Below are 23,764 nucleotides of genomic sequence, written 5' to 3' on the forward strand. Positions count from 1 at the left end.
ATGCGACGAATAGCATTCATAAAAAATCTGGCTGCTGTTGCCATCTTACCAGCAGTGTTGCTGATGGCCTGCAGCAGCGATAATAAAGGATCGGCTAAAAGCAAAAAAAAGCAGACCTATACCTGTTCTATGCATCCGCAGATCGTACAGGAGGCTCCCGGAACCTGTCCCATTTGTGGAATGGATCTCGTGCCTTTTGACAAGAACAATGCCGTGTCATTTCTCACTTTAAATGAAAGCCAGGTGGCGCTGGCCAATATCAGTACGGTACTGGTGGGTAGCGGTGATTTTGCCGCTTCCAAATCGCTTAATGGGCGACTGGTGGTGGATCCGGAGCAGACCACCGTGATCTCCAGCCGCATGCAGGGAAGAATTGAGAATCTGTACATTAAGGAACTGGGCAGAAAGGTGGAACGGGGCCAACCACTGTACCGGATCTACTCAGAACAACTGGCTGTATTGCAACAGGAATTCCTGTTGGCAGTTGCACAGGCGAAACAATTTCCGGAAGACGAACGTTTCCGGCAGATTGAAAAGGCAGCCCGGCAGAAACTGTTGCTCTATTCCCGCACTCCGGCTCAACTGGACCAACTGATCAGTGCTCAGAAAACCGATCCCTTTGTAATCTATCCCGCCCCGTCAGGTGGTGTGGTGTCGGAACTGATGGTGACGGAAGGGCAATATGTAGCTGAAGGTGGTGGCATCATGCGGCTGGAAGGATATGACAAATTATGGGTAGAAGCCGATGCATATCCTGCCGATCTTGCTTCAATAACTATCGGACAGCCTGTTACCGTTATCATTCCCGGGTGGGAAGAACAACCACAAAACATGACCATTCAGTTTATCAATCCATCATATCAGGCCGGAAGTCAGCTCACCCAGGTCAGGGGCTCCATTTCGAATCCCGGCAACCACTGGCAGCCGGGATTACAGGCACGCATATCAATACCCCACCGGCAACCGGGCAAATCACTGATCCTGCCTGTCAATGCAGTGATCCGTGAAGGGAAAGGCTTGCATGTATGGCTGGAGACGGCGAAGGGAAGATTCGAACCCCGGATGATTCAGGCAGGTGCGGAAACCGAGGCCATGATCGAAGTGCTGGGGGGACTGGAAACGGGTGATCGTGTAGTGGTGACCGGGGCTTACCTGCTGAACAGTGAATTCATTTTGAAAAAAGGTGCGGATCCTATGACCGGTCACCATCATCAATAGGCAAAAAAATCATAATCAACCAAAGCAATGAAAACAATCAACACGACCATGACGGCATTAACAGCATTGATCTTTATGGTGTCTTGCGGGGAAGGAAAAACTGACCGGAACGCCGGTCATGAGGGTCATGACAGTACGGCAACGGCAACTGCTCCTGCAGCAGCAACTCCGGAAAAGGCGAAATTCAAAGAAGACAAGCTCAATGCCGTCTACCAGCACTACATTCACCTCACCACAGCCTTGACCAATGATGATGCGAATGAAGCCAGCGTAGCGGCTAATGCGATTGAGGCCGGTAGCAAGGAAATGGCCGATGGCGTGACCTTGGCGGCCAGCGCGGCAAAGATCTCGTCAGCAACCGATATCAATGCCCAGCGGGAAGCGTATTCAACCATGAGCGATGCATTGATCACGCTGGCGAAAAAATCGGGACTATCTAGTGGCGAGTTGTATATCGATTTCTGTCCCATGGCGCTGAACGATAAAGGCGCCTATTGGATTAGTTCCGGCAGGAAGATTGTCAATCCGTATTTCGGTGAGAAAATGAAAACCTGCGGGGAAGTGAAAGACAGTATCAAATAATTCCATTACCATGATTTCTCAAACAATGAAATACCTATTGCGTTTATCAGTTATACTGCTCTTCCTGGTAACGGGATCTTTGGAAGCCAGTGCGCAGGCAACTGAAGTGTGTTATAACCCCAACCTGGTAAAAGATACATCAAAAAAGAGCATCAACGCTATGGCGGTGGGGGTTGTTTCGGGGGATAGCATCAGGATAGCTTATCATTCACCTGCTGTGAGAAAAAGAGTGATTTGGGGCGGACTCGTGCCCTATGATGAAGTTTGGGTGACCGGCGCCCACGATGCAACGACCATTGAAATCGGAAAGACGATGATCATCGCCGGCAAGGAACTGGCCCCGGGAAAGTATGCCTTGTTTACCATTCCCGGCAAAAAGGAATGGATGGTCATCATCAACCGTCACTGGCAACAACACCTGGCCTCGGAATACGATCAGAAAGATGATGCTGTCAGGCTGAAAGTCAGGCCGAAAAAAAATGGGCATACCGAGCGATTGCAGTACTTTATCACCGGCACCACCAGAAATGCGGGTAAGATTGCGATGGCCTGGGAACAAATTATAATCGAATTTCCATTCAGCATAAACAATTGATCATGGAACATCAGCACCAACATAAACCGCAGCACCTGCAAGAACATCAGCATCAGCACCAGCACCAGGAACAGCATAATGTTCCCATGGGCCATGCCGGTCATGATCATCATGCGATGATGATCAACGATTTCAAAAAAAGGTTTTACATCGTGCTGGTGCTGACGGTACCGGTGATGCTGTTATCGGAAATGATCCAGCACTGGCTGAAAATTCATTTCAGTTTCCCGGGAAGTCAATATGTTCTGCTGTTACTTTCTTCCATTATCTTTTTTTATGGTGGCTGGCCCTTTTTGAAGGGGTGGTGGGAAGAAATAAAAAACAGGGCGCCCGGTATGATGACCCTGATCGGCTTTGCCATTACCGTTGCCTATGGGTATAGTGTGGCGACAATATTCGGCCTGCAGGGGATGGATTTCTTTTGGGAGCTGGCAACGTTGATACTGATCATGTTGCTGGGTCATTGGATCGAAATGAAATCCATTGCAGGGGCATCCCGGGAACTGGAGTTGCTGGTTCAGCTGATGCCTGATGATGCCCACCTTGTTCACGGCGAACAAGTGATGGACGTGAAAACAGCTACGCTGAAAGAAAATGATGTCATCCTCATCAAGCCGGGGGAGAAAGTAGCAGCTGACGGACTGATCGCTTCCGGAGAAAGCTATGTGAACGAAAGCCTGCTTACCGGTGAATCGAAACCGGTAGAGAAGAAAAAGGGCGATAAGGTTATTGCCGGTTCTATCAATGGCAATGGTGCAATCAGGGTGACCGTTTTGCATGGCGTAAAGGATTCTTATCTCTCCCAGGTGATCCGGCTGGTGCAGGACGCGCAACAATCGAAGTCGCGAACGCAGCTCCTGGCAGATACAGCAGCCCGCTGGCTGACCCTGATCGCTATCGTGGCGGGTCTGGTTACTTTTTTCATCTGGTATCTTTCCGGGAGCACGTTGGCATTTGCCATCGAAAGGATGGTAACAGTTATTGTCATTTGTTGCCCGCACGCATTGGGATTGGCCATTCCGCTGGTTGTGGCTAAATCTACTTCTTTGTCTGCCCGAAATGGCTTGCTGATCAAAAATCGGACTGCCTTTGAGAATTCCCGTAAAATAACCACGCTGGTATTTGACAAGACTGGTACGTTGACCATTGGAAAATTTGAAGTATCGAAAATCGTCGTCCTGCTGAACGAACTTACTGAAACGGATTTGCTGCGGTATGCCGCCGCACTGGAGCAGAACTCCGAACATCCCATTGCCACAGGTATTCTGCAGAAAGCTAAAGCATCTTCTGTACCTGTACCGCTGGCTGAAAACTTTACGGCCATTACGGGGAAAGGAGTGGAGGCAATAGTAGAAGGCCGGCTGGTCAAAGTGGTGAGTCCTGGTTATTTGAAGGAAACCAACATCTCCATTCCCGGTAGCTTTCGTCCCGCAGCAGATGAAACAGTGGTTTTTGTGCTCCTGGACGACAGGCTGGCGGGATATATTTCGCTGGCCGATACCATCCGGCCGGAGTCCGCGGAAGCCATTCAGACCCTGCGTGAAAACGGGATCAGATCGGTGTTGCTTACTGGCGATAACCGGCAGGTGGCGGAGAGCGTCAGCAAGCAACTGGGAATGGACAGCTTTTTTGCTGAGGTGCTGCCGCATGAGAAACTACAAAAGATAAAAGAGTTGCAGGATAAGGGGGAATTTGTAGCAATGACCGGCGACGGGGTGAATGACGCACCTGCATTGGCACAGGCCAATATCGGGATAGCAGTTGGCTCCGGTTCCGATATCGCTGCTGAAACCGCCGGTATCGTGTTGGTGAACAGTAATCCGAAAGACATAGTAAACCTCATTCTTTTTGGCAAAGCCACCTACCGGAAGATGATCCAGAACCTCGCCTGGGCCACCGGTTATAATATTTTTGCCCTTCCGCTTGCCGCCGGCGTGTTGTACAAGGCTGGAATCTTACTGAGTCCCGCGGCAGGTGCAGTCCTGATGAGTGTCAGCACGGTAGTGGTGGCGATCAATGCCAGTCTGCTGAAAGTGAAGCAGTGACTGCTACCAATGCAATTCCTGTTACCGTCTAAATATAAAAGCCGGTAGGCAATCCTTTACCCAGTTTCTTCAGGTGGGAATTCAACACGCCCGAATCGATCGGGAGTTTTTTATATGTACCGGCAGGAACAACCACTACCTGTCCATTGGAAAAAACGGGGGCTGCGGGAATAAAAACCGTTGCGTTATCATTGGCGTCAACATCAATTAAATAAGCAGGTTTCCAGTAGCCATCGGTATGCACCATACAGGTCTCATAAACATCTTCCTTAACCGTTGCCGTCCCAATCTTTACTTCAGTTTCTTTCTTAAGATCGCCGTAACCCGGCACAAAATCAGCGAGTTTGCCATCCAGCCAGTCACTCATCCGTTTAAATAGCGTCATCTTCACCAGGAAACCTGCTATGATGCAAATCAGCAGAAAAAGGATGACAGCAATGACGGCATCTCCACCCGGCCCCAATACGGTGTCTATATGAAGCAGCTTCGTTACTTTCCCTCCCATAACCAGGAATTTCTTCCAGAATTTACTGATTACAGCAAATGTGATCAGAACGGGCATAATGAAAATGAAGCCGGTAATAACGTGCCGCCAGATAATTTTATAAACCTTTTTCATAAAATCGCCTTTCCATCCAAATTATCACAATTTGACGGATTAGGCGCGGGTCTCCACACTCACAGCCGTTTGTGCCGCTGCAGCCATCTGCTTCTTATGGAGGGCAATTTTGGTGGGACTGCCAAACAGGAAGAACATCTTTTGCCGGAATCCTTTTGCGCCTTTGATATCAGTCACCATTTCCTGGTACTCATGAAAGTTCAGATACAGGGGGTTCATGCTGGTATCAATCGGGGTCGTGATCCCGTAGGTAGGCCTTTCCTGCTCGGGGGTGAAGGTGCCGAAGAGTTTATCCCAGAACACAAAGATCACCCCGAAATTCTTATCCAGGTACTTCTCATCTGACCCATGATGCACCCGGTGGTTGGAAGGGGTAACAATGTATTTTTCAATGATGGGATGCAGTTTGGTGATGTACTCTGTATGTTGCCAGAACTGGAACAAGACACCGATCTGGTTCACCAGGAAGAAAACTACCGGATGAAATCCGAGGAACGCAACCGGCAGAAAGAAGAAGATCTTGAAATGCTGCACCCAGCTGAGGCGAAAAGAAACGGTGAGATTATAGTGTTCAGCCGTATGGTGTACCACGTGGGTAGCCCAGAAGAAACGGCAATAATGCGAAGTCACATGTGCTGCATAACTGCAAAGATCGTAGATCAGGATGCAGGGAATGATGGTCCACCAGTTCAGCGCCATCCGCCAGGGGACAAGGTTGTACACAAATACGGTGCAATAGATCAGTCCGACTTTGATCACCAGGTTGAGCGCCACATTTCCCAGGCCTACAAACAGGGAGCCAAGGCTTTCTTTTGTATTGTATTTTTTCCCTTCGTTACGGTGAGAAATGTAGATTTCAAGGAAAGTGAAAAAAGCCATAAAAGGGATCGCATACACAATGAGGTCGCCGGATTGTTTTTCCAGGTGCGTAATATGTTCAAAGGGTATTTTCGCTGCGCCGAACAGGTCTAAAAACATTGCTTGCTTTTGATTTGGATTGCGCCGTAACTGGCCACAACACCATGGTTAAAATGAAAGTTTGGAATGCTGATACTGAAAGATTCGGTTAGGGAAGATCAGTTCCACGGGGGCGGAACCAGGCTATCGGGATAAACCGAAGCCAGGTCATATGCGGCAGGCACAGGGTAACCTGGCAGGCTGATATCTGAGATGATTCTTTCAAATGATAACCGGTTCATCGTGAACGCCCCGATCTGTACCGCTTGCAGGGTGTGCTCGATACCATCGAAGTCGTAACCCGTCGTATTGACGGATGTTTTATGCTGCTTTTCCATGGAATAGCAGTTGTTGCTGTCCATGCAATTCTCGGACCCCGGCAGGATCAGGTACACGATAACATGACTGACCATGACCACCAGCAATACGCATCGGGTTATGACGGCTAAAAAATTATTCACCTTTGCGGGTAATGATTTCTGAATATAGGCATTTGTTCATAGAATTAGGCGTTAAACTTCAATACTTTTAAATAATGGACGGCCAAAAGATCATCATTCGGAAAGCAATCGAAGCAGATAGCGATCAACTGTGGGTTTTGATGAAAGACCTGGCGGTATTTGAGCACTACCTGGATGATTTTGCCATTACGCCGGAAATAGTGCGGGAGAGTGGATTCCGGAAAGATCCGCCGGACTTTTATTGCCTGGTAGCGGAAAATGGCGGGGAGATTGCAGGAATGCTGGTCTATTATTTCCTGCCCTATACCGCCCGGAACAGGCCGGCAATCTTCCTGAAGGAGCTGTTTGTTGCAGAATCCCACCGCTCGCAAAAAATCGGTGAAATGCTGATGAAGGCACTTTATAAGGAAGCCCGGGAGAACAACTGTTGCCAGATCAAATGGACTGTCGCTCCCTGGAATGAAGCCGGTAAGGCCTTTTACGAACGCCTGGGCGCAAGTGAAAACCGGGATTGGCTCAATTATGAGTGGGCGGTTGATTAGTATTCCGCAAGTCAGTTAACGAAATATTAGGATCGGTAATTTTCGTTTGTGCCAGTATTTGATTTACTTCAATTCAGGTGTTATTGCCTGTTGTAAGTAAACCCGCATGACCCCGGCTAAACCGTTAAAAATTAAGTTCAGGAAAAAGAGTTCGCTTTTTTACGCTGAACTGAAACAGGATGTTGCTGATCTGCTGGACAACGAAAAACTCCGGCTGGCGAAAAGAGAAATGCTCACCAAGTTCGCCTGTTATTCACTGATATATATTACGCTCTATTCCGGCATTTACTTTCCCATCATTCAGTCCAACCTGGTTTTTCTGATTCTTATTTATATACTGTTCGGGCTGACGGGGATCCTGTTGGCTTTCAACTGCGCCCATGATTGCATACACGGCACATTCACCGACAATAAGCGCATCAATAGCATCGTATTCTACCTGGTGTTCAACCTGCAGGGCGTGAATTCCCGCCTGTGGCAGAAAAGACATATCGCATCGCACCATATCTTTCCCAATGTTGATGGATGTGACGCTGATATCGACGACAATCCCTTTATGAGGCTGTCACCACACCATCCCTTGCGACGACATCAACGATACCAGCACCTTTATGCGCCGGTTCTGTATGCCATTTATACCCTGCACTGGATCTTTGTAAAAGATTTCATTTACCTGCGTAAGAAGGAGCTGGCCAACCTGAAGAACCAGGTTTACTCCTTTGGCTTTGTGTCGGAAGTTATCCTGCTGAAAATGATGTACCTGGTTTTACTTGTTGCGCTGCCGGTCTGGCTGACGCCGCTTACGTTGTCACAGGTATTACTCGCTTTCGCCGTCATGCATGTGGTCGTGTCCCTGTTTTTTGTGCTGACGCTGATCATTTCTCACCTGGCTATGGAAACCGAGTTTCCCAAAGTTGACGAGAACGGCGAGTTGCCATACGATTATTATGAGCATCAACTGGCCGTTTCATTGGATTACCATCCTGAAAGCAAATGGGCCAACCGGATTTTTGGCGGTTTCAACTCCCATACATCCCATCATCTGTTTCCTAACCTGCCCCATACGGTATACAACCAGATCACACCACTCATACGGGAAAAAGCAAGGGTATATAATTTACCCTATAATGAACGAAGTATACCGGCAGCGATCCGGTCGCATTTTGGTTACCTGAAGATGTTGGGTCGCGCATAGGAAGAACTTTTTTTATTTTATACCAAACCAGGTTTAAAGATGAATTCGTGGCTACCATTGGTTTTTTGTTTCCTGTTTGGCACTGTTGTTTACGGACAAACAAAGCCCGGGGAATTTCCCCGGATTATCAATTTTGATGAAAAGGGAAAACAGCTGGTGCGTTTCAGCAACCTGGGTAATGCGCTGGATGCACACGACGGTGAGATAGCATGGTTCAACGGAACTTATTATCTCTATGGCACGAGCTACGATTGCGGATTTGAATGGGGGAAAAAAGATGCGCCCTTCTGTGGCTTCAAATGTTATGCTTCGAACGACCTGGTAAACTGGGTAGATAAAGGTTTCCTGTTTGATCCCAATACGCCGGTATGGCAGAAAAGATGCAACGGCAATACTTATGGATGTTTCCGGCCCCACGTGGTGTTCAACAAAGGGACCGGCCAATATGTGCTTTGGATTAATGTATACGACAATGTCAGCGGATACCGCGTGTTCACGAGTAGGAATGCCACGGGGCCATTTACGGAAGTAGCAGAACCAAAGCTCGCCGTAAACAGCAATATGCCGGCAGGGGAACTGAACAATGGTGACCACGACCTCTTTGTGGATGATGATGGCAAGTGCTACCTGGCATTCACGGACTGGCGCACGAAGGGAACGATCGTGATCGAACAGCTGAGCGATGACTACCTGACGGGCACTGGCAAATACGTGACCAACATCACTGGCGGTCAAACAGAGGCACCGGGTGTGTTCAAGCGTAACGGCATCTATTACGTGTTGTATTCCGATCCGAACTGCGGCTATTGCAGCGGAACCGGAACATCCTACCGTACGGCACCGGCACCATTGGGACCATGGTCTGCCCCTGTTAAGATCAGTGACAATTCCTGTGGCGGTCAGCCTTCCTTTGTGTCCACTTTCAAGTTTCCTGAAGGCGAGGTGATCCTCTATGGCAGTGATCTCTGGAACAATGCCGCCAAAAATGAGGCGCTGGCCAATTTTTACTGGACGCGGCTTTCATTTAATGCAGATGGATCAATTAAGCCGCTCGTTTGCAGTGATACTTACCGCATGCCCGGGGAGGCGGTTGGAGGCAACCGGAAAACAGTCGCCTGCGCAGTAAGCAATGGGGTTTCGGTGTCGCAACCCATAACTGCATTTTTAACCGGCACACTAAAGCATATTAAGGTCACTTCTTTTCAGTCTGGATACCCGGACGGGAACCTGGAACTAGCAGTATATCAGGCTGACAGAGAGGGCAATCCAACCGGTGATCGTTTAGCTGAAGCGACTGTTCCCGTGGCAAATATTGGCTGGTCTCCCAGGGCGATAAGCTTTGAAGTTGACCTGAGGGTCAAAAAGAAGGAGCAATATTGTGTAGTGCTGCGCACACCTGGTTCGCAGGGGTGTTACGGCGTAGGGTACCAGGAAGAGCCAGGGGGTACCCAAATAGTGGCCTTGGAGTTTGTTTATGTAAAGTGATGAAGTAAAGGTTGGGTTTCCCCAACCTTCTTTATTTCGCTGGCACCTTTTGCTTCGGCATACTTTTGATCCATTCTGTGATCAGTTGAACACCTTCTTTGTGAATAATGGTTCTCGCGAGTTCGGGCATCGCGGTGGCGGGTTCTGTGCTGTTCATCCGGTAAGCCAAAATGGAATGTTCCGGATCGCCTGGAATGATATCAATATTCAATCCGCCGGCACCCGAACCAGCTGAAACCGGTTCCTTCCCGATACCGAGATAATGCGGCTCCTGCTGCTCATATTCCAGGAACAGCCCGGTATTGTAGGCATCCCCGCCTTTGGTATGGCAATGCGCACAATTCACATCAAGGTACGCTCTTGCCCGTTGTTCCAGGCTGAAGTGCCTGCTATCTTTCCAGTCGGGCAGTTGTTCCACGGCCTTCAAATCAGGTAATCCCTTCAGCAGTCCACGCGATGCCCAAACAGCCAGCTGGTTGGCAGGCATTGCAGCAGGCGTAAAATTGAGATTTCTCGCTTTGGGACCAATTGGCGTCAATACATCGTTTTTGATATGACACCGTTTGCAGTCATTGGTATTGGGCATCTGGTAAACCGTAGAAACGGCTTTGCCATTATCATCCAGTAGTGTGATCGGCAATTTTGCACCAGTAATATGTTTTACCGCTTCTGTCTGTTCCGCGTTCCAGAGGTAATCCATCACCTTCCATTGCTTGTCGGATGGATCTTTGACAAGGATCCTTGTCTCGATCATGATCTTCTCATGATTTGTATTCGTGTAGGCAAAGTTTTTGATGATAAAAGTGGAATCCGGAAAATCCAGTGCGCCCTCGGCAACATAACGCATTTGCTTTCCTTCAGGCAACACAATGAAACGGTCCTTCACGGCATAGTCCGTGAACAGCGGAGTAGCCAGTTCATAAGGAATGACATTGGACTGCGGTTGCAGACTGCTGAGTTTTCCCACGAAAAATCCATAATCAGAAAGCTTCTCCCGGAATTCCAGCGGGGCGCTGCCTTTAACGGTTTCTTCCTTTTTTTGCGCTCCGCTTCCACAACTTTGCATCACTGCAAGGCTACCCAGAATCACTCCCGACAACAGCGTAAAAAAACTGATCTTCTTCATTATTTACAGGTATAAGCAGTGATATCCGTAGCAGGGCTCCACTTTTCCGGGTGCTGCATGTTCAGAAAATCAGCGTTCACAAAAATATTGTCGCCGGGCTGGTTGATACAAATCCCGTCCGGATTGGCGGCTGTTCCCTTCGTCATGATATTGGAGGAAATGCCATCATACATGATCACCGGGATCCTTTTATTCAGCTTCTGCTGAATGGCCACCAGCAATTTACCGATATGGTGATCGTAAGCAGGCGCAGGAAACTCAGGTCCCATTTCGATGGTGTTGTTATGGATTTTGATATCCTGTGAAATAGGAGCGTAGTTGTCGTTGATCTTCTCAGCAGCCTTCTCGTCCACTGCAAATCCAGAGGCAATTGTGATCGCTGAGCTGTTGTTGTTGATGATCCGGTTCTGGTACAGTTCGATATGAGAGGTAGCCAGGATGATCACACCGCTTCCGGGTGATGCATTGCCTACGCCCCAGGAGGTTCCGAAACTGCCTGCTTTTGCGAAGTTTCTGAAATTGTTGTCATGAAAGTAGTTGTCGTATGCTTTAACATGACCGCCCCGCTTGGAAAGTCCCGGCAGGTCGAAGATCAGGAAACCGGCAGTATTATTATAAAACTCATTGTTGTACACCAATGCATTCGTAGTATTTTCAATCTCACATCCTGCCACGTTTTTGGCAGCTTTACAATTTCTCACAACAGCGCTGTCGCTTTGTCCGACGTAAATACCGGCATCTGATGAACCTTCGGCATAACAGTTTTCGATCAGCACATTATTACACATTACCGGGTATATCGCATAGCCGCCGCTGGTGGAATCAGCTGTCTTCCACACGGCATTGAGGTTGGCGACTACAACATCCCGGCTTTTATTGATCTTTAACAGGTCTCCTTTGGAATCACGGATGGTCATGTCGCTGACAGTCAGACCGATCACATTGGTGATCCGGATGCCCTCGCCACCCTGGCTTTGCCCGGAAAAATCCAGTATCGTCTTATCTTTTCCTTCCCCCTTTAAAGCAATATGATTTACCTGGGCAATGCTCAGGTTGTCGAATGAATATTTGCCGGCTTTCAATAATATACTCGTATTGGCTTTCAGGGACAATAGCGCTTCGACAATCTTGCTTTCTTCACCAGGATTAAAAGTTAGTTCCGTGGCATACTCGGGAGCTTTTTCAGCTGCATCTTTCGGGAGGTTGCTGCAGGAAGCAAACAGGCAACAGGCCGCGATCACGGCTGACAGGCAAAAATGGTTACGCATATAATTTGCAGTGTTTGTAGACTTAGAAAATATTGTAGGCATAAGTAACATAGTAAACTGCGCCAATATTCGGGTTGGCGATACCCGTAGAATAATATTTGTTGGTAACATTGGTACCACCCACGCGGATACCTGAATGTGCTTTCACCAGCTTATAGCTGACCTGTGCATCAAGAACAGCGGAGGAAGGCACACGACCCTGCGCCAATCCGCCAGACACTACATAAAAGTAACCGGGCTTATAGCGAAAGGTGGTATTGAAAGACCAGAGTTGTTTCTTACCGAAACCATTGTTGCCGAACTCCATGTTCAGGTGATAGTTGGGTGTGTTGAAATTATTCACCTGGCTGTTGTTCCTGTTCTTCATGAAATCTGAATAGTAGTTGACTTTTGCCAGGAAATTGTGACTCAGGTCAACACTCACACTTGCCGCATAACCATAGGTATTTACTGTCTGCGCGCCATTGAAGGCAATATTGTACTGGATATAGGTGCTGTGGTCCTTGAAGGCTTCAGGGTCTGTAGTGCCGGGCGTATTGGCTACATCAGCGTACCCGATAAAGTTCTGCCAGGTGGAGTAATATCCCAGTACATCAATCAGCACTCTTTTGGCGATCAGGGTGGAATAACCCAGTTCGAATGCATTTACGGATTGCGGCTTGATGTCGCTGTACAGAAATTTCTTAAGCGCTGCGGGATCATCTGATTTCTGGTAATCCTCTACGCTTTGCAAAGTATAAGGCGCATACTGATCAAAATGATAATGATCGATGAGCAACAAATTGGAACCACCGGAAGAATAGCTGTTGTAGCCATTCAGGGTGCTCTGCAATGCCTGGATGTTGGACGGGAAACTGTAAGCGTTCTGGTAGGAAAACCGGATATAGTTTTCTTTCGCAGCCTCATAAACCAGCGATGCGCGTGAAGTAACTTTAGGTGATGTGAACAACGAGTTTTTATCCAGCCTGAAAGAGGCACCGATATTCAGTTTGTTGTTGATCACTTTTTTGGAAAGCTGCACATAGGCGCTGTATTCATTTACATTGATCGGCTTGTTCTCATCCGGGAACAAGGTGTTCTTGCTGTTCAGGCTGTACAGCCGCCAGTTGATTCCGGCTATTACATTGGCAAATTTGATTAGGTCCGAAAAATTATACTGCGCTTCCGTGTTCACCAGTTTACTCCTGTCCTGGAACAAAGTACCGCCTTCAGGAATCGGGGTAGTGGAAATGGCGCTTTTCAATTGTTCAAACTGGGGATCGCCAGGCATGGGGCGGCCCTGGTCGGCAAATCCTCTTGCCGCCCAGTGAGCGTCAGCTGCCGAAGCACCGGTTGCCAATCCACCGATAAGCGCCATGGTATATTGTGGATACCAGCCATCGCCGGTGCTTTCATCAAAACTCGGTTTCCAGCCTTCATTGATGTATTGAGCGGTCGGGCCGGCAACCAGCGTTTTACCGGAGTTTTCAGCGGTAAGATAGCTGCGTACAAACCACCGGTTGCTCCTCAGCTCAAGGCGGTATTGTCCAACCTTGAAATCCTTGATCTGGTAACGCGTATCATTCGTATACACCACGTTACCAGTTCCGAAAGTACCCGAAGCGATCGCCTGTATCCTGGAGTTGATATTGTAGCGGAGCTCAACGTTTGATTTAAACAGCCTTGCGTTGTTATCCAGGTAACCATACTCACCATAGCCTGTACGGGCAACATAGTTGGGTTGACCCAGCATGGGTTCAATGATAGGCGCCAGCGATTCATCCATAGCCAGGGCATATTCCAGGAAAGGGTTGATATTCACAGATGTTGCACCGCCATAATAGTTGGGGCTGTTGTAGTTCGGATCCGTGTATTTGGTGCCCGGGCCATTTTTATTGGTGGTATCGGTAGCTACCCAATCTTTAGCGCCGGTATACTGCAGGTTGATCTTGAAGGCAAACTTGTCGTTGATCTTCTTACCCCAACGCACTGCCCAGTCATAGTAGGGAGATGCACCGACCGGATCATTGCTGCTGTTGCTTTTCACGTGATTGACACCCTGGGTGATCAGCATACTGAGCCCCTGGTACTTAAAGGGGTCTTTGCCCGTCATGACCATGGTACCATTCAGGCCACGTGAACCATAGAGGGCAGAAGAAGCACCCGAAAGAATTTCAATATTGTCCACATCCAGTTGGGTAAGGCTGATGGCACCGCCCAGGGGAAAGTTCAGACCCGGCGCCTGGTTATCCATGCCATCCACAATCTGGGTGAAATTGGTGTTACCGCTTGTATTGAATCCTCTTGTGGTAATGGTGGTGAACCCAATGCTTGATACAGTAACATCAACACCCTTCAGGCCCTGGACCATATCCATGTAGTTGAGCTGTGGGGAGGTAGCGACATCCTTGCTGCTGATCTGTTCAATGGTGACCGGCGAGGATAGTTTCCGCTGCGTGGTGCGGCTTGCTGATACCACTACTTCATCACCCAATGAAGAAGCAGGAGCAATGGCAATGTCGATCCTGGCATTGTTGTCATGCACTTCCACTTCCTTTGTTTCAAAACCGATGGAAGAGATCACCAGTATCACCGGGAAGGGCTTCCTGGTATTGAGTGTAAATCTTCCCCTGTCATCCGTATAGGTCCCTTCAGATGAGTTTTTAATGGAGACGGATACTGCAGGAGCGGATTCGCCTGTAGCCTTGTTTTTTACCGTGCCTTTAATGCCAGCCTGGGCAAATAAAAGCGCCGAAGTAAACACCAATACTACAGTGAGCATGGATTGGATTACTTTCATAAGCAGCAGTTGAGGGTTTATAGGTTTGCAATCGTTAGTTTTTGAGGCCCGTTTTATCTGATAAAGCGCTTAAACCATTTTAGTTTTCCTTTGAATGGCGGATATTTTATAGCAGGATCCAGCCATAGCGGCGTTTTCATCACCGCTTTTTCATGGCTGAAAGTGTTAAAAGAATGTTTACCGTGATAGGCACCGATGCCGCTGTTACCGATTCCGCCAAAAGGGAAACGGTGATTGGCGAAGTGCCAGACGGTATTGTTGACACAGCCGCCGCCGAAGCGCGTTTGATCCAACCACGTCTTCTCTTTTACCTTGTCGGAAGTAAAGAGATAAAAAGCAAGCGGATCAGGATGTTGCCTTACGATGGCGGCAGCTTCTTCCGTGGTGGAAAAGGTCAGGATAGGCAATACAGGCCCGAAGATTTCATCGGTCATGATGGCCGAACCCGCGGTGATATTTTTCAGTACGGTAGGAGAGAAATACAGCGATGTACGGTCTGTTTTTCCACCGTAAACGAGTTCACCATCTTTCAGGTAGCTTGCCAGCTGGTCAAATCTCCGGGCATTGATGATCTTTCCATAGTCCGCACTTTTCTGGGCATCTTTTCCGAAGAAATCCTGTATCGTTTGAACCAGTTTCCTGGTAAACGCTTCAGCGATATCTTCATGCACCAGCACATAGTCCGGTGCTACGCAGGTTTGTCCTGCATTCGCAAATTTCCCCAGTACAATACGTCTTGTACTTACTGTTATATCGGCATCCTTTTCAACGATGGCCGGGCTTTTGCCACCCAGTTCCAAGGTCACCGGCGTGAGGGTTTTGGCAGCCAGCTGGTAAATGATTTTTCCCACCGGGATACTACCGGTATAGAATACATGGTCGAAGCGAAACTGCTGCATCATTTCCGGGATTACCACACTTCCATCGCCCTCAACAACTTTAATATACGCAGGCGGGTAGATCTCGCTGATGATTTTCTGTATGATTGCCGAAGTTGCGGGTGCCAGTTCTGATGGTTTCAGCACAGCGCAATTTCCGGCAGCGATAGCCCCCACCAATGGTATCAGGCATAACTGAAGCGGGTAGTTCCAGGGAGCAATAATCAATACTACCCCCAGCGGATCAGCATGGATCCTGCCTGAGGAGGGAAGATTGACCAGGTCGGGAAGAATCCGCCGGGGTTTCATCCACCGGCGCAACTGGCGCAGGGCCAGGTTGATCTCAGCAAGCACCAGCCCGGATTCCGTGGCATAGGCTTCTTCAGCACTTTTTTTGAGATCTGTATGAAGCGCAACGTAAATTTCCTGCTCATATTTCAGCACAGCTGCTTTCAAAAGCAGCAATTGCTGTTTTCTGAATTCATACGGACGCGTTGCGCCGCTTTCATAAAAGTTTCTCAGTACATGCAATTCACTCATGGCAGCAAAATCGTTCAAACTATTTTTTAAGCCCGTTAAACATCAGCGAAATCAGGAACTTCATGTCCTTAAGACTGTTCGAATAGTCAATTTCACTTTCCATTTTCAAAATGGCCTGTTGTTCCACGCTATGTTTTAAGGCATCGCTGATGTTGATCAGCACCGATGCAATCTTTTCTGTATTGGTTTTCTCCAGTTCGCCTTCGTCGATTGCCTTTTTGATCAGCAGCGATAGGAATTGCTTTTCACGTTTCATCAACGCTTCGTACAATTCAAAAAAACGGGGGAGGATCTTGTTTAATGTCTCTACGGAAACGCTGTTCATGTTGAGCACATTCTTGTAATAATTGAACCGGGATTCCATATAAAAGGAAACCTGGCTTTCCACTCCCTTTTTTGCCAAAACCTTTTGTTGCAGCGAAACAAGATAATCTTCCCCTTCTTTCAAAGCTGCTTCTACGAATATGTCTTCCTTGTTTTTATAGTAATAATAAAGCGATGCTTTGTTCAATCCGACAGATTGGGCGATATCATCCAGTGTTGTTTTATCCAGGCCGAACTTCATGAAACATTTCATGGCGGCTTTTCCTATTTTCTCCTTATTGACTTCCTTTTTGCTCATCATTTTTCTCGTCTGATCCTGTTATGGAAGATAACGGACAGATTTTAATTTTTCAAACATTTAATTAATTTGTTTGAAAAATTAAATACCTTAGGAAATAGTAATATGTTATTCAACAGATACTGAACCTGCTAGCGGAGCTGTCAGAGGGGTTGTTCGTGAAGGAGGTGATGACTCCGGTCAATTGCCGCGGGCAGCGACGGGGTGACATTCGCTTTGCCGATGGCGAACAATAATCTTGCTGTTTTCAATTCGGATTTCACGGTGTCGTTAACTTCAGCAAGCAGGAGCCGGGTGTGGTGGCGTTTGGAATCTTTGTGGATTTCGCGGATTGCCTTGATGCCGGTAGCATCTATAACAGTCACATGCCGCATCCGGATGATGAGGACTTTTGGAGGAGATTCGATCAAACGCATCGCCTCTCTGAATTTGTATGCAGCGCCGAAGAAAAGTGGGCCGGTAATTTCGAACACTTCCACGCCTGCGGGAATACCGGCAGAGTCAATATTCACGGTATCTTCAAACTGCGTTACTTTACTGTTTTCGATCATCTGCCGCATAAACTGGAAAGCTGCCAGTATCATCCCGATCGCGATGGCCACTGTGAGATCCACAAGAACAGTAAGCAGGAAAGTCACCAGGAGGACAAGCCGGTCACCCTTGGGGCCCCGGAGCATCGACACAAAATTTTCCCACTCACTCATGTTATAGGCTACCACGATCAAAATACCCGCCAGCGCCGGCATCGGGATATAAACGGCCCATTGTCCTGCGACCAGCATGATGAGTAGTAAGGTAAGGGCGTGGACGATCCCGGCAACAGGTGTACGCCCGCCGTTTTTTACATTGGTAGCAGTACGTGCAATCGCGCCGGTGGCCGGGATGCCTCCAAAAAGGGATGAAAAAATGTTGGCAGTGCCCTGTGCCACCAGCTCGATGTTGGATTTATGATTGCTGCCGATCATCCCGTCAGCGACGACCGCACTCAAAAGGCTTTCAATGCCACCAAGCAGTGCGATGGCAAATGCAGGCTGAATCAGGTTTTTGATTAAAGCATAATCGATATGCGGCAGCGACGGCAACGGAATGGATGCAGTAATGCTGCCGAACCGGCTGCCGATGGTTTCCACCGGAAGATGAAAAATTAAAACAACTGCAGTCGTCAGCAGGAGCGCAATCAATGAACCAGGGATTCTCCTGGTGACTTTAGGTGTAAGTTGAATGATCAGAATGGATGCCATCCCAATACAGACAGCTGCGACATTCACTGATCGGATATGCTTTATATAACCTTCCCATTTCGCTATGAAATCCGCCGGTACAGCGCCCATGCTCAGTCCCATGAAGTCTTTTATCTGAGACGCAAAAATAATCAGGGCAATTCCACTGGTAAAACCGGTGACGAGCGGGTAGGGAATGAATTTAATAACAGATCCGATCCGCGCCAACCCCATAATCAACAACAGGATCCCCGCCATAAAAGTGGCAATCGTCAGTCCGTCGATACCGTAAGTCTGCACAATGCCATAAACAATCACGATAAACGCACCCGTCGGTCCGCCGATCTGTACCCGGCTGCCGCCCATTACTGAAATGATAAAGCCGGCAATTACAGCAGTAATCAGTCCCTTTTCCGGTGATACGCCCGATGCGATGGCAAAGGCGATCGCCAGGGGCAATGCAACGATTCCTACGATGATCCCCGCCAGAACATCTTTACCCAGTTGCAGGGTGGTGTAGCCTTTTAACGTGGTAAAGAGTTTTGGTTTGAACACCGGTTCAGGATTTGCGTACGTACTTCGTGAGAATCACGATCGTCTGGTCGTTGATCTTCCCTTCGATCTGTTCGACATTGTCCGGCACCAGCCTGATTTTCCGTACAATCGTTCCTTTAGCAGCAGTGAAACTGGTTCCCTTTACATTTAACCCTTGCGTCAATACCACCGTATCGCCATTCTCCAGTGCATTGCCATTGCTGTCTTTGTGCACCGCTTTCACCTCGTAGGCGCTCAATGCCCAATTGACTACCGATTCATCCAGTTCGACCGAACTCATGATCTCACTCGCCCATTCCTGATCCTTGTATGCATAGAGGATCCGGTAGGTCAGCGCCTGTACACCTGGTTCGGGATTCCAGATACTTCCGGCCAGGCAACGCCAGCGATTGGCGGCCTCGGGATCTACCAGCGAAGGCAGGCAGGTGTTGCAAAGCGCCACAACATTTTCAATTTCTTCATTTGTCTTCGGGCTGACGGCATAAGCTACACTGGCTTGTTCCTCATTGCACAGTTCACAAAGGTCATTGCATCGTTCTCGCAGCTGCTGGGTAATTCTCATGTTCATATGCTTTCAATAGTCTTTGATCCGGATTTTTTAAATATCTGTCAGGGATTCCCGCAAAATTAGCCGGGGACGGCACCGGTTTCATTGAGCCATATCAATTGAAAAACTGCATAATATCAATTTTTAAAAAGGTATTTTTGCTTCGCTATGAGTTTAAATGGAATTTTCCCCATGGACAAGTGGGATTTCAAAAGCGGATCCATACTTTCCGGCCTGCCAGAAAACGACCTGGATCAACTCATGGCACACCGCCTGGAACAGGTATATAAAAAAGGGGAACTGATCTTCCGGGAAGGGGCTTATCCCCAGGGGATTTTTTATATCATGGCAGGGAAGGTCAAGAAATTCAAGGTGGATGAATCCGGCAGAGAACATATTGTTTATGTGGCCAATGCCGGAGACCTGATCGGCTACCATGCCGTGCTTGCCGAAGAACGTTATCCGGATTCAACCGCAGCACTGGAAGAAAGCCGGATCGCCTTTATTCCCAAAGAAGACTTTCTCGATATGCTCAACCATTCCGGCATCCTGGGTCGAAGGCTGCTGAAGAATCTAAGCCACGAATTTGGTGTTCTGGCCAATGGACTCACGCTCTTCACGCAAAAATCAGTTCGTGAAAGGCTGGCCCTGCAATTGGTGGTGCTGCGCGAAAAATACAAAGTGGATTTCCAGCCGGGTATGAGCGTAATCATCAACATGAGCCGTGAAGATCTCGCCGGCCTTGTGGGCACGACAAAGGAAAATGTGGTGCGGGTACTCACGGAGTTTAAACAGGCCGGGATGCTGGAGACCAGGGGCCGCAAGATTGTAATTCACGATGTGGGACAGCTGGTCAGGATCGCGAACTATCGGTAGATGTCGGGCCTTGATATTTCCATGATATTGGCGGGAACCTTTAATTCTTTAAAATCAAACTGACGATAAAGGCTATGCGCATCCCGCGTACCCAGCATGGTACGACGGAGGCGCTGTGACCAGGGCTGCTGCGCGATATGGGAGAGTATTTGTTTGGCGACGCCCTGTCCATGGAATTCCGGCAGCACAAAAAAATCTGCATACCAGGCGAATGTATAGTAGTCCGTAATTACGCGGCCGAATCCAATCTGCCTGCCTTCGTGGAACGCCCCGACACAATAGGAGTTGTTCATAGAACTGGTTACGAAGGCAAGAGAAATTCCTTTCGCCCAGTAGGATTCTCCGCTGAGAAACTGGTATATGGTGCCAATATCCATATTCTCTTTTCCCGTCCTGATTTCTACTTTCAGCATAAGTATGAATTATTCAACAAAACTACCCCAGGCACACCAATAGACACAGTCACAGTTTTCAGTTTTTATATGGACACAGTTACCTTTGTAATATGAAAAGCAGTTTTCTTTACGCTGACATCACCGATAATATAGCCCGCCTGATCCGGGACAAGGTTTTACAACCAGGCGACCGGTTGCCTTCGGTGCGGATGCTGTGCGAAGAACATGGCATCAGCATGAATACAGCGAAAAGGGTATTCCTGGAGCTGGAAGCTAAATCGCTGATCGAATCGAAACCCCAGTCGGGGTACTTTGTGTGCCAGCCGCCTTTTCAAAGACTGCCGATTCCTTCTGTCAGCAATCCCTCAACCAATACCGACAGGCCGGAGCCGGATGATCTGTTACGGAAAGTCTATTCGATCAGGGGTGCTAAAGGAGTCACGAATTTCTCCACCGGTGTACCGGCCAAAGAGTTTCTACCCATTACCAGGCTGAACAGGGAAATCGTGCAGGCGACCCGGCGGCTTCCTGCTGCTGGGACGGAATACGAACCTTTACAGGGTAATGAAAACCTGCGGCGGATGATTGCTGCCCGGTCTATCACATGGGGTGGAAAACTGCGGGATGACGACATTATTACAACAGCAGGGGGGATGAACGCCCTGTCTTTTTGCCTGATGGCGCTGAGTAAACCTGGCAATACCATTGCCATGGAATCTCCCTGTTATCCAGGCAGCCTGCAACTGGCGAGGAGCCTGGGATTAAAAGTTCTGGAACTTCCCACCCATCCGGTTTCGGGCGTGGAAGTGGATGCCCTGAAAAAAGTTGCCCGAAAAATCGACCTCTGCCTGCTCGTTCCCAATTTCAATACACCGCTGGGCAGTTGCATGCCGGAAGAAAATAAAAAAGCTGTGGTTGAACTCCTGGCTAAACACGGGGTACCATTGATTGAAGATGATATCTATGGTGATCTGTATTTCAGCACACAACGTCCCAAATGTTGCAAGACTTATGACCAGGAAGGCAATGTGCTATTCTGCAGCTCATTTTCCAAGACGCTGGCCCCTGGTTATCGTGCGGGATGGGTGGTGCCGGGCAAATTCAAAGAGCAACTGCTTCGGTTGAAGTGGGTACATGCCATCTCCTCATCAACGATCACACAGGAAGCTATTGCCAGCTTTTTACGCTCAGGAAGATATGAGAATCATTTGCGGAAGCTACGCGTTCAGCTGCAGCAGAACTATGTGCGATACGAGACTGCCATCACCACCTGGTTCCCGCCGGATACGAGGATCAGCCGCCCACAAGGCGGACTTGCCTTATGGGTCGAGTTGAACAGGATGGTCAACACATCAGAACTCTTCGACATCGCGCTGAAGCAAAAGATTGGTTTCTCGCCCGGCAGGATGTTTACACTGCAGCCGCAGTTCGACAACTGTATGCGGATCTCCCTGGGTGTATTGCTGACCCCGGAGCTGGAGCCCAGGCTGAAGCAGCTCGCAAAGCTGGTGAAGGCAATGCGCTAACGCCTGCGGCTGCCTTCACCATCAAAATATTAATTGCCGGTCAGCATGGTTGCTGTAGCCTTGTTCCCCGGAAGGTCACAGGCGATGACTTCAATTGTCCCATGCTCCGGTAATGCCGCTACGTTGTCTGCTTCAAAGATCCATTTGTTATGATTATAAGGGTGACGAACGGCCTGTCCATGCAACAACACCTGGTCAATGCAATCCATCAGTAAAACTTCCACGCTCACCACTTTGGTATCATCGATGGCGATAACGGTAACAGTTAGTCTCTTTGCCGTGTTGTTGTGTTCGAATGCCAGGTCGAGAATTTCCGGTGATCGCCAGGCATCGCGGACGGCGATATTTTGCACGTTTTCGTACTTTTTGAGCAGGCCCTCGTAAGTCGCAAGGAGTTCGGGATTCTGGAGCACCCTGTTAGCATACGCATTGGCGGCCTTTAACTTTTCCCGGTTTTCGATTTGTCCGCCTTTGGCTTTCCAGCCGTCTTTTGAAGTTGGTTTCCGGCAGAGAAGGGTTTTACCCCGGTGTTGCCGGGTATAATAGTTGTCGATGGAGCCGCTGGCTCCATGCATGAGCAGATTTTGGTCAAGAATTGCCATGATTTTTCACAGTTTACTGATTATTAAATAGATACAATATTGGATAGGTTGCAGCACAAGAATTTATTAATCGGATTACCTGCATTTTTGCAGGTCTGGTTGGGGTCTGCTTAGGGTCTGCTTAGGGTCAGGTTAGGGTCAGGTTAGGGTCAGGTTAGGGTGAGCTCAGGGGCTACCTGTATGCTTCCCGGCTTCATCCTGGCTTCGTCCATGCTTCCCGGCAATTCCCCTGGGGATCTGATTGTTAATTCCGGCGGCTGGGTTATGGGTCAAAAATCATTCCGTTTTTAACAAAACGTTTAGATATCTCAAATAAAACAATATTTAATACGGGATACAACCCACCGGCCGGCAGATGGACGGATACAGTATGGCTGAAGGTTTGAGCCAGGTCGGCTGCCTTAACCCCGGCTATAGCTGGCATTGCTTTTTATGGTTTGAAACATAACTCATCACCATGAAAAAGAAAACAACGGGCAAACCACAAAAGATCGTTGATCCAGATATTGCTTCAAATGCAGACCTGGAAGGAGTCGACAAAGCGCCAGGTGAAGAAAGGGGCAAAGCAGAAAAAGTAACACTAAACGATCTCAAGGGAAAACAAGTGGATGAAGACCCTGAATCTGAAGAAGGCAAACCGCTGGACACACTGCATCCGGAGAAATAGCGGCACCATTGGTAACGGCTAAACTTTTATATTTGCGTCCGTGCAAAGACGCGCTGCGATCATATTCCTGGTTTTGTGCATCGCCAGCAGCTCCACCATCAACCAGTTGATGAAGCTGCAGGTGCTTGTCGCTCATTTTATGGAGCACCAGCAACTGGACAGGCAACTTGGCTTTATCGATTTTCTTTCCATGCATTACTGGGGCACTGATCTTAATGATCATGATGAAGAAAGAGACCGGCAACTACCCTTCAAGTCCTTCAACATCCAGTCATTTCAACTGTCTTTCGTATCCACGCCCCGAACATTTACGTTAAAACGGGCAGCTACACCGGTACTAGTCAAAGATTACCCGGTAACGGATATCAACCACCTTCCCAATCCGGCGATCAACGCATTGTTCCGTCCTCCAAGGGCATAACCTTCCTCAATGATACTTATTGATTCTCTGCCCGTTTACATCC

The 23,764-nt window shown here is 48.4% G+C and carries 23 protein-coding genes; 11 read left to right on the forward strand and 12 right to left on the reverse strand.

Annotated elements, in window-relative coordinates; genetic code table 11:
* The 4 genes from FPE01S_RS23070 to FPE01S_RS23085 are packed head-to-tail and all read left to right on the forward strand — an operon-like array spanning nt 1 to nt 4,440.
* Entirely contained in the window at nt 1-1,218 is a 1,218-nt protein-coding gene (locus FPE01S_RS23070; RefSeq protein ID WP_046371476.1) for an efflux RND transporter periplasmic adaptor subunit, read from the forward strand.
* 27 nt (nt 1,219-1,245) lie between these two features.
* Nucleotides 1,246-1,800 (forward strand): DUF3347 domain-containing protein, encoded by a 555-nt coding sequence (locus FPE01S_RS23075; protein ID WP_046371477.1) that lies wholly within the window; start codon nt 1,246-1,248, stop codon nt 1,798-1,800.
* Nucleotides 1,801-1,825: 25 nt separating this feature from the next.
* Nucleotides 1,826-2,395, forward strand: a complete 570-nt coding sequence (locus tag FPE01S_RS23080; RefSeq protein ID WP_046371478.1) for a DUF2911 domain-containing protein — start codon at nt 1,826-1,828, stop codon at nt 2,393-2,395.
* A gap of 2 nt (nt 2,396-2,397) precedes the next feature.
* Entirely contained in the window at nt 2,398-4,440 is a 2,043-nt protein-coding gene (locus tag FPE01S_RS23085) for a copper-translocating P-type ATPase (protein ID WP_046371479.1), read from the forward strand.
* Nucleotides 4,441-4,468: 28 nt separating this feature from the next.
* Here FPE01S_RS23085 and FPE01S_RS23090 read toward each other — a convergent pair whose 3' ends face one another.
* The 3 genes from FPE01S_RS23090 to FPE01S_RS23100 all read right to left on the reverse strand — a co-directional run bounded on the left by FPE01S_RS23090 (nt 4,469) and on the right by FPE01S_RS23100 (nt 6,477).
* Complete coding sequence (locus tag FPE01S_RS23090) at nt 4,469-5,059, reverse strand: DUF502 domain-containing protein (RefSeq protein WP_046371480.1); 591 nt, start codon at nt 5,057-5,059, stop codon at nt 4,469-4,471.
* A gap of 39 nt (nt 5,060-5,098) precedes the next feature.
* Nucleotides 5,099-6,037, reverse strand: a complete 939-nt coding sequence (locus tag FPE01S_RS23095) for a sterol desaturase family protein (RefSeq protein WP_046371481.1) — start codon at nt 6,035-6,037, stop codon at nt 5,099-5,101.
* A 98-nt stretch (nt 6,038-6,135) separates the two neighbouring features.
* On the reverse strand, nt 6,136-6,477 hold the full coding sequence (locus tag FPE01S_RS23100) for a hypothetical protein (RefSeq protein ID WP_157474142.1): 342 nt from the start codon (nt 6,475-6,477) through the stop codon (nt 6,136-6,138).
* Between the two features lie 74 nt (nt 6,478-6,551).
* Between FPE01S_RS23100 and FPE01S_RS23105 the strand changes: the two genes are divergently transcribed.
* From FPE01S_RS23105 to FPE01S_RS23115, 3 genes are all read left to right on the forward strand, one after another.
* Nucleotides 6,552-7,019, forward strand: coding sequence for a GNAT family N-acetyltransferase (locus FPE01S_RS23105; RefSeq protein ID WP_046371483.1), 468 nt, complete (start codon nt 6,552-6,554; stop codon nt 7,017-7,019).
* Nucleotides 7,020-7,125: 106 nt separating this feature from the next.
* Nucleotides 7,126-8,214 carry a fatty acid desaturase family protein gene (locus FPE01S_RS23110; protein ID WP_046371484.1) on the forward strand — a complete coding sequence of 363 codons (1,089 nt, stop codon included), beginning with the start codon at nt 7,126-7,128 and terminating at the stop codon, nt 8,212-8,214.
* Nucleotides 8,215-8,253: 39 nt separating this feature from the next.
* Complete coding sequence (locus tag FPE01S_RS23115) at nt 8,254-9,699, forward strand: family 43 glycosylhydrolase (protein ID WP_052956121.1); 1,446 nt, start codon at nt 8,254-8,256, stop codon at nt 9,697-9,699.
* 31 nt (nt 9,700-9,730) lie between these two features.
* On the opposite strand, the gene FPE01S_RS23120 is transcribed toward FPE01S_RS23115, so the two are convergent.
* The 7 genes from FPE01S_RS23120 to FPE01S_RS23150 form a co-directional block, all read right to left on the reverse strand.
* Complete coding sequence (locus FPE01S_RS23120; RefSeq protein ID WP_046371485.1) at nt 9,731-10,825, reverse strand: SO2930 family diheme c-type cytochrome; 1,095 nt, start codon at nt 10,823-10,825, stop codon at nt 9,731-9,733.
* On the reverse strand, nt 10,825-12,093 hold the full coding sequence (locus tag FPE01S_RS23125; RefSeq protein WP_052956122.1) for a parallel beta-helix domain-containing protein: 1,269 nt from the start codon (nt 12,091-12,093) through the stop codon (nt 10,825-10,827). Before FPE01S_RS23125 ends, FPE01S_RS23120 begins: the two co-directional genes overlap by 1 nt.
* 22 nt (nt 12,094-12,115) lie before the next feature.
* The gene (locus tag FPE01S_RS23130; RefSeq protein ID WP_046371486.1) at nt 12,116-14,872 is read right to left on the reverse strand and encodes a TonB-dependent receptor; all 2,757 of its coding nucleotides are present in this window, start codon (nt 14,870-14,872) and stop codon (nt 12,116-12,118) included.
* Between the two features lie 53 nt (nt 14,873-14,925).
* Nucleotides 14,926-16,308, reverse strand: a complete 1,383-nt coding sequence (locus tag FPE01S_RS23135) for an aldehyde dehydrogenase (RefSeq protein WP_245624052.1) — start codon at nt 16,306-16,308, stop codon at nt 14,926-14,928.
* Between the two features lies 1 nt (nt 16,309).
* A complete protein-coding gene (locus FPE01S_RS25260; protein ID WP_052956123.1) occupies nt 16,310-16,915 on the reverse strand; it encodes a TetR/AcrR family transcriptional regulator in 606 nt (201 codons plus the stop codon).
* Nucleotides 16,916-17,055: 140 nt separating this feature from the next.
* Nucleotides 17,056-18,687: a SulP family inorganic anion transporter gene (locus tag FPE01S_RS23145; RefSeq protein WP_046371487.1), complete on the reverse strand. Its 1,632-nt coding sequence runs from the start codon at nt 18,685-18,687 to the stop codon at nt 17,056-17,058.
* Nucleotides 18,688-18,691: 4 nt separating this feature from the next.
* Entirely contained in the window at nt 18,692-19,249 is a 558-nt protein-coding gene (locus FPE01S_RS23150) for a PhnA domain-containing protein (protein ID WP_046371531.1), read from the reverse strand.
* A gap of 177 nt (nt 19,250-19,426) precedes the next feature.
* Here FPE01S_RS23150 and FPE01S_RS23155 point away from each other — a divergent pair, with 177 nt between their 5' ends.
* Nucleotides 19,427-20,110 carry a Crp/Fnr family transcriptional regulator gene (locus tag FPE01S_RS23155; RefSeq protein ID WP_245624053.1) on the forward strand — a complete coding sequence of 228 codons (684 nt, stop codon included), beginning with the start codon at nt 19,427-19,429 and terminating at the stop codon, nt 20,108-20,110.
* Here FPE01S_RS23155 and FPE01S_RS23160 read toward each other — a convergent pair.
* Nucleotides 20,101-20,523, reverse strand: a complete 423-nt coding sequence (locus tag FPE01S_RS23160) for a GNAT family N-acetyltransferase (protein ID WP_046371489.1) — start codon at nt 20,521-20,523, stop codon at nt 20,101-20,103. The two genes, FPE01S_RS23155 and FPE01S_RS23160, sit on opposite strands and share 10 nt — an antisense overlap.
* A 92-nt stretch (nt 20,524-20,615) precedes the next feature.
* Here FPE01S_RS23160 and FPE01S_RS23165 point away from each other — a divergent pair, with 92 nt between their 5' ends.
* Entirely contained in the window at nt 20,616-22,031 is a 1,416-nt protein-coding gene (locus FPE01S_RS23165) for an aminotransferase-like domain-containing protein (protein WP_046371490.1), read from the forward strand.
* 29 nt (nt 22,032-22,060) lie between these two features.
* Here FPE01S_RS23165 and FPE01S_RS23170 read toward each other — a convergent pair whose 3' ends face one another.
* Nucleotides 22,061-22,633, reverse strand: a complete 573-nt coding sequence (locus tag FPE01S_RS23170) for a hypothetical protein (protein WP_046371491.1) — start codon at nt 22,631-22,633, stop codon at nt 22,061-22,063.
* Nucleotides 22,634-23,090: 457 nt separating this feature from the next.
* Here FPE01S_RS23170 and FPE01S_RS23175 point away from each other — a divergent pair, with 457 nt between their 5' ends.
* On the forward strand, nt 23,091-23,300 hold the full coding sequence (locus FPE01S_RS23175; RefSeq protein WP_046371492.1) for a hypothetical protein: 210 nt from the start codon (nt 23,091-23,093) through the stop codon (nt 23,298-23,300).
* A gap of 40 nt (nt 23,301-23,340) precedes the next feature.
* Nucleotides 23,341-23,721: a hypothetical protein gene (locus tag FPE01S_RS23180; protein ID WP_046371493.1), complete on the forward strand. Its 381-nt coding sequence runs from the start codon at nt 23,341-23,343 to the stop codon at nt 23,719-23,721.
* Nucleotides 23,722-23,764 lie beyond the last annotated feature (43 nt).

This window comes from Flavihumibacter petaseus NBRC 106054, from assembly GCF_000974785.1.
Lineage (GTDB): Bacteria > Bacteroidota > Bacteroidia > Chitinophagales > Chitinophagaceae > Flavihumibacter > Flavihumibacter petaseus.

Bases quoted from the DNA above. Each gene is read 5' to 3' on its own strand.
- FPE01S_RS23070 (WP_046371476.1), top strand. From the start codon at position 1: ATGCGACGAATAGCATTCATAAAAAATCTGGCTGCTGTTGCCATCTTA.
- FPE01S_RS23075 (WP_046371477.1), top strand. From the start codon at position 1,246: ATGAAAACAATCAACACGACCATGACGGCATTAACAGCATTGATCTTT.
- FPE01S_RS23080 (WP_046371478.1), top strand. From the start codon at position 1,826: ATGAAATACCTATTGCGTTTATCAGTTATACTGCTCTTCCTGGTAACG.
- FPE01S_RS23085 (WP_046371479.1), top strand. From the start codon at position 2,398: ATGGAACATCAGCACCAACATAAACCGCAGCACCTGCAAGAACATCAG.
- FPE01S_RS23090 (WP_046371480.1), bottom strand. From the start codon at position 5,059: ATGAAAAAGGTTTATAAAATTATCTGGCGGCACGTTATTACCGGCTTC.
- FPE01S_RS23095 (WP_046371481.1), bottom strand. From the start codon at position 6,037: ATGTTTTTAGACCTGTTCGGCGCAGCGAAAATACCCTTTGAACATATT.
- FPE01S_RS23105 (WP_046371483.1), top strand. From the start codon at position 6,552: ATGGACGGCCAAAAGATCATCATTCGGAAAGCAATCGAAGCAGATAGC.
- FPE01S_RS23110 (WP_046371484.1), top strand. From the start codon at position 7,126: ATGACCCCGGCTAAACCGTTAAAAATTAAGTTCAGGAAAAAGAGTTCG.
- FPE01S_RS23115 (WP_052956121.1), top strand. From the start codon at position 8,254: ATGAATTCGTGGCTACCATTGGTTTTTTGTTTCCTGTTTGGCACTGTT.
- FPE01S_RS23120 (WP_046371485.1), bottom strand. From the start codon at position 10,825: ATGAAGAAGATCAGTTTTTTTACGCTGTTGTCGGGAGTGATTCTGGGT.
- FPE01S_RS23125 (WP_052956122.1), bottom strand. From the start codon at position 12,093: ATGCGTAACCATTTTTGCCTGTCAGCCGTGATCGCGGCCTGTTGCCTG.
- FPE01S_RS23130 (WP_046371486.1), bottom strand. From the start codon at position 14,872: ATGAAAGTAATCCAATCCATGCTCACTGTAGTATTGGTGTTTACTTCG.
- FPE01S_RS25260 (WP_052956123.1), bottom strand. From the start codon at position 16,915: ATGATGAGCAAAAAGGAAGTCAATAAGGAGAAAATAGGAAAAGCCGCC.
- FPE01S_RS23150 (WP_046371531.1), bottom strand. From the start codon at position 19,249: ATGAGAATTACCCAGCAGCTGCGAGAACGATGCAATGACCTTTGTGAA.
- FPE01S_RS23155 (WP_245624053.1), top strand. From the start codon at position 19,427: ATGGACAAGTGGGATTTCAAAAGCGGATCCATACTTTCCGGCCTGCCA.
- FPE01S_RS23160 (WP_046371489.1), bottom strand. From the start codon at position 20,523: ATGCTGAAAGTAGAAATCAGGACGGGAAAAGAGAATATGGATATTGGC.
- FPE01S_RS23165 (WP_046371490.1), top strand. From the start codon at position 20,616: ATGAAAAGCAGTTTTCTTTACGCTGACATCACCGATAATATAGCCCGC.
- FPE01S_RS23170 (WP_046371491.1), bottom strand. From the start codon at position 22,633: ATGGCAATTCTTGACCAAAATCTGCTCATGCATGGAGCCAGCGGCTCC.
- FPE01S_RS23175 (WP_046371492.1), top strand. From the start codon at position 23,091: ATGAAAAAGAAAACAACGGGCAAACCACAAAAGATCGTTGATCCAGAT.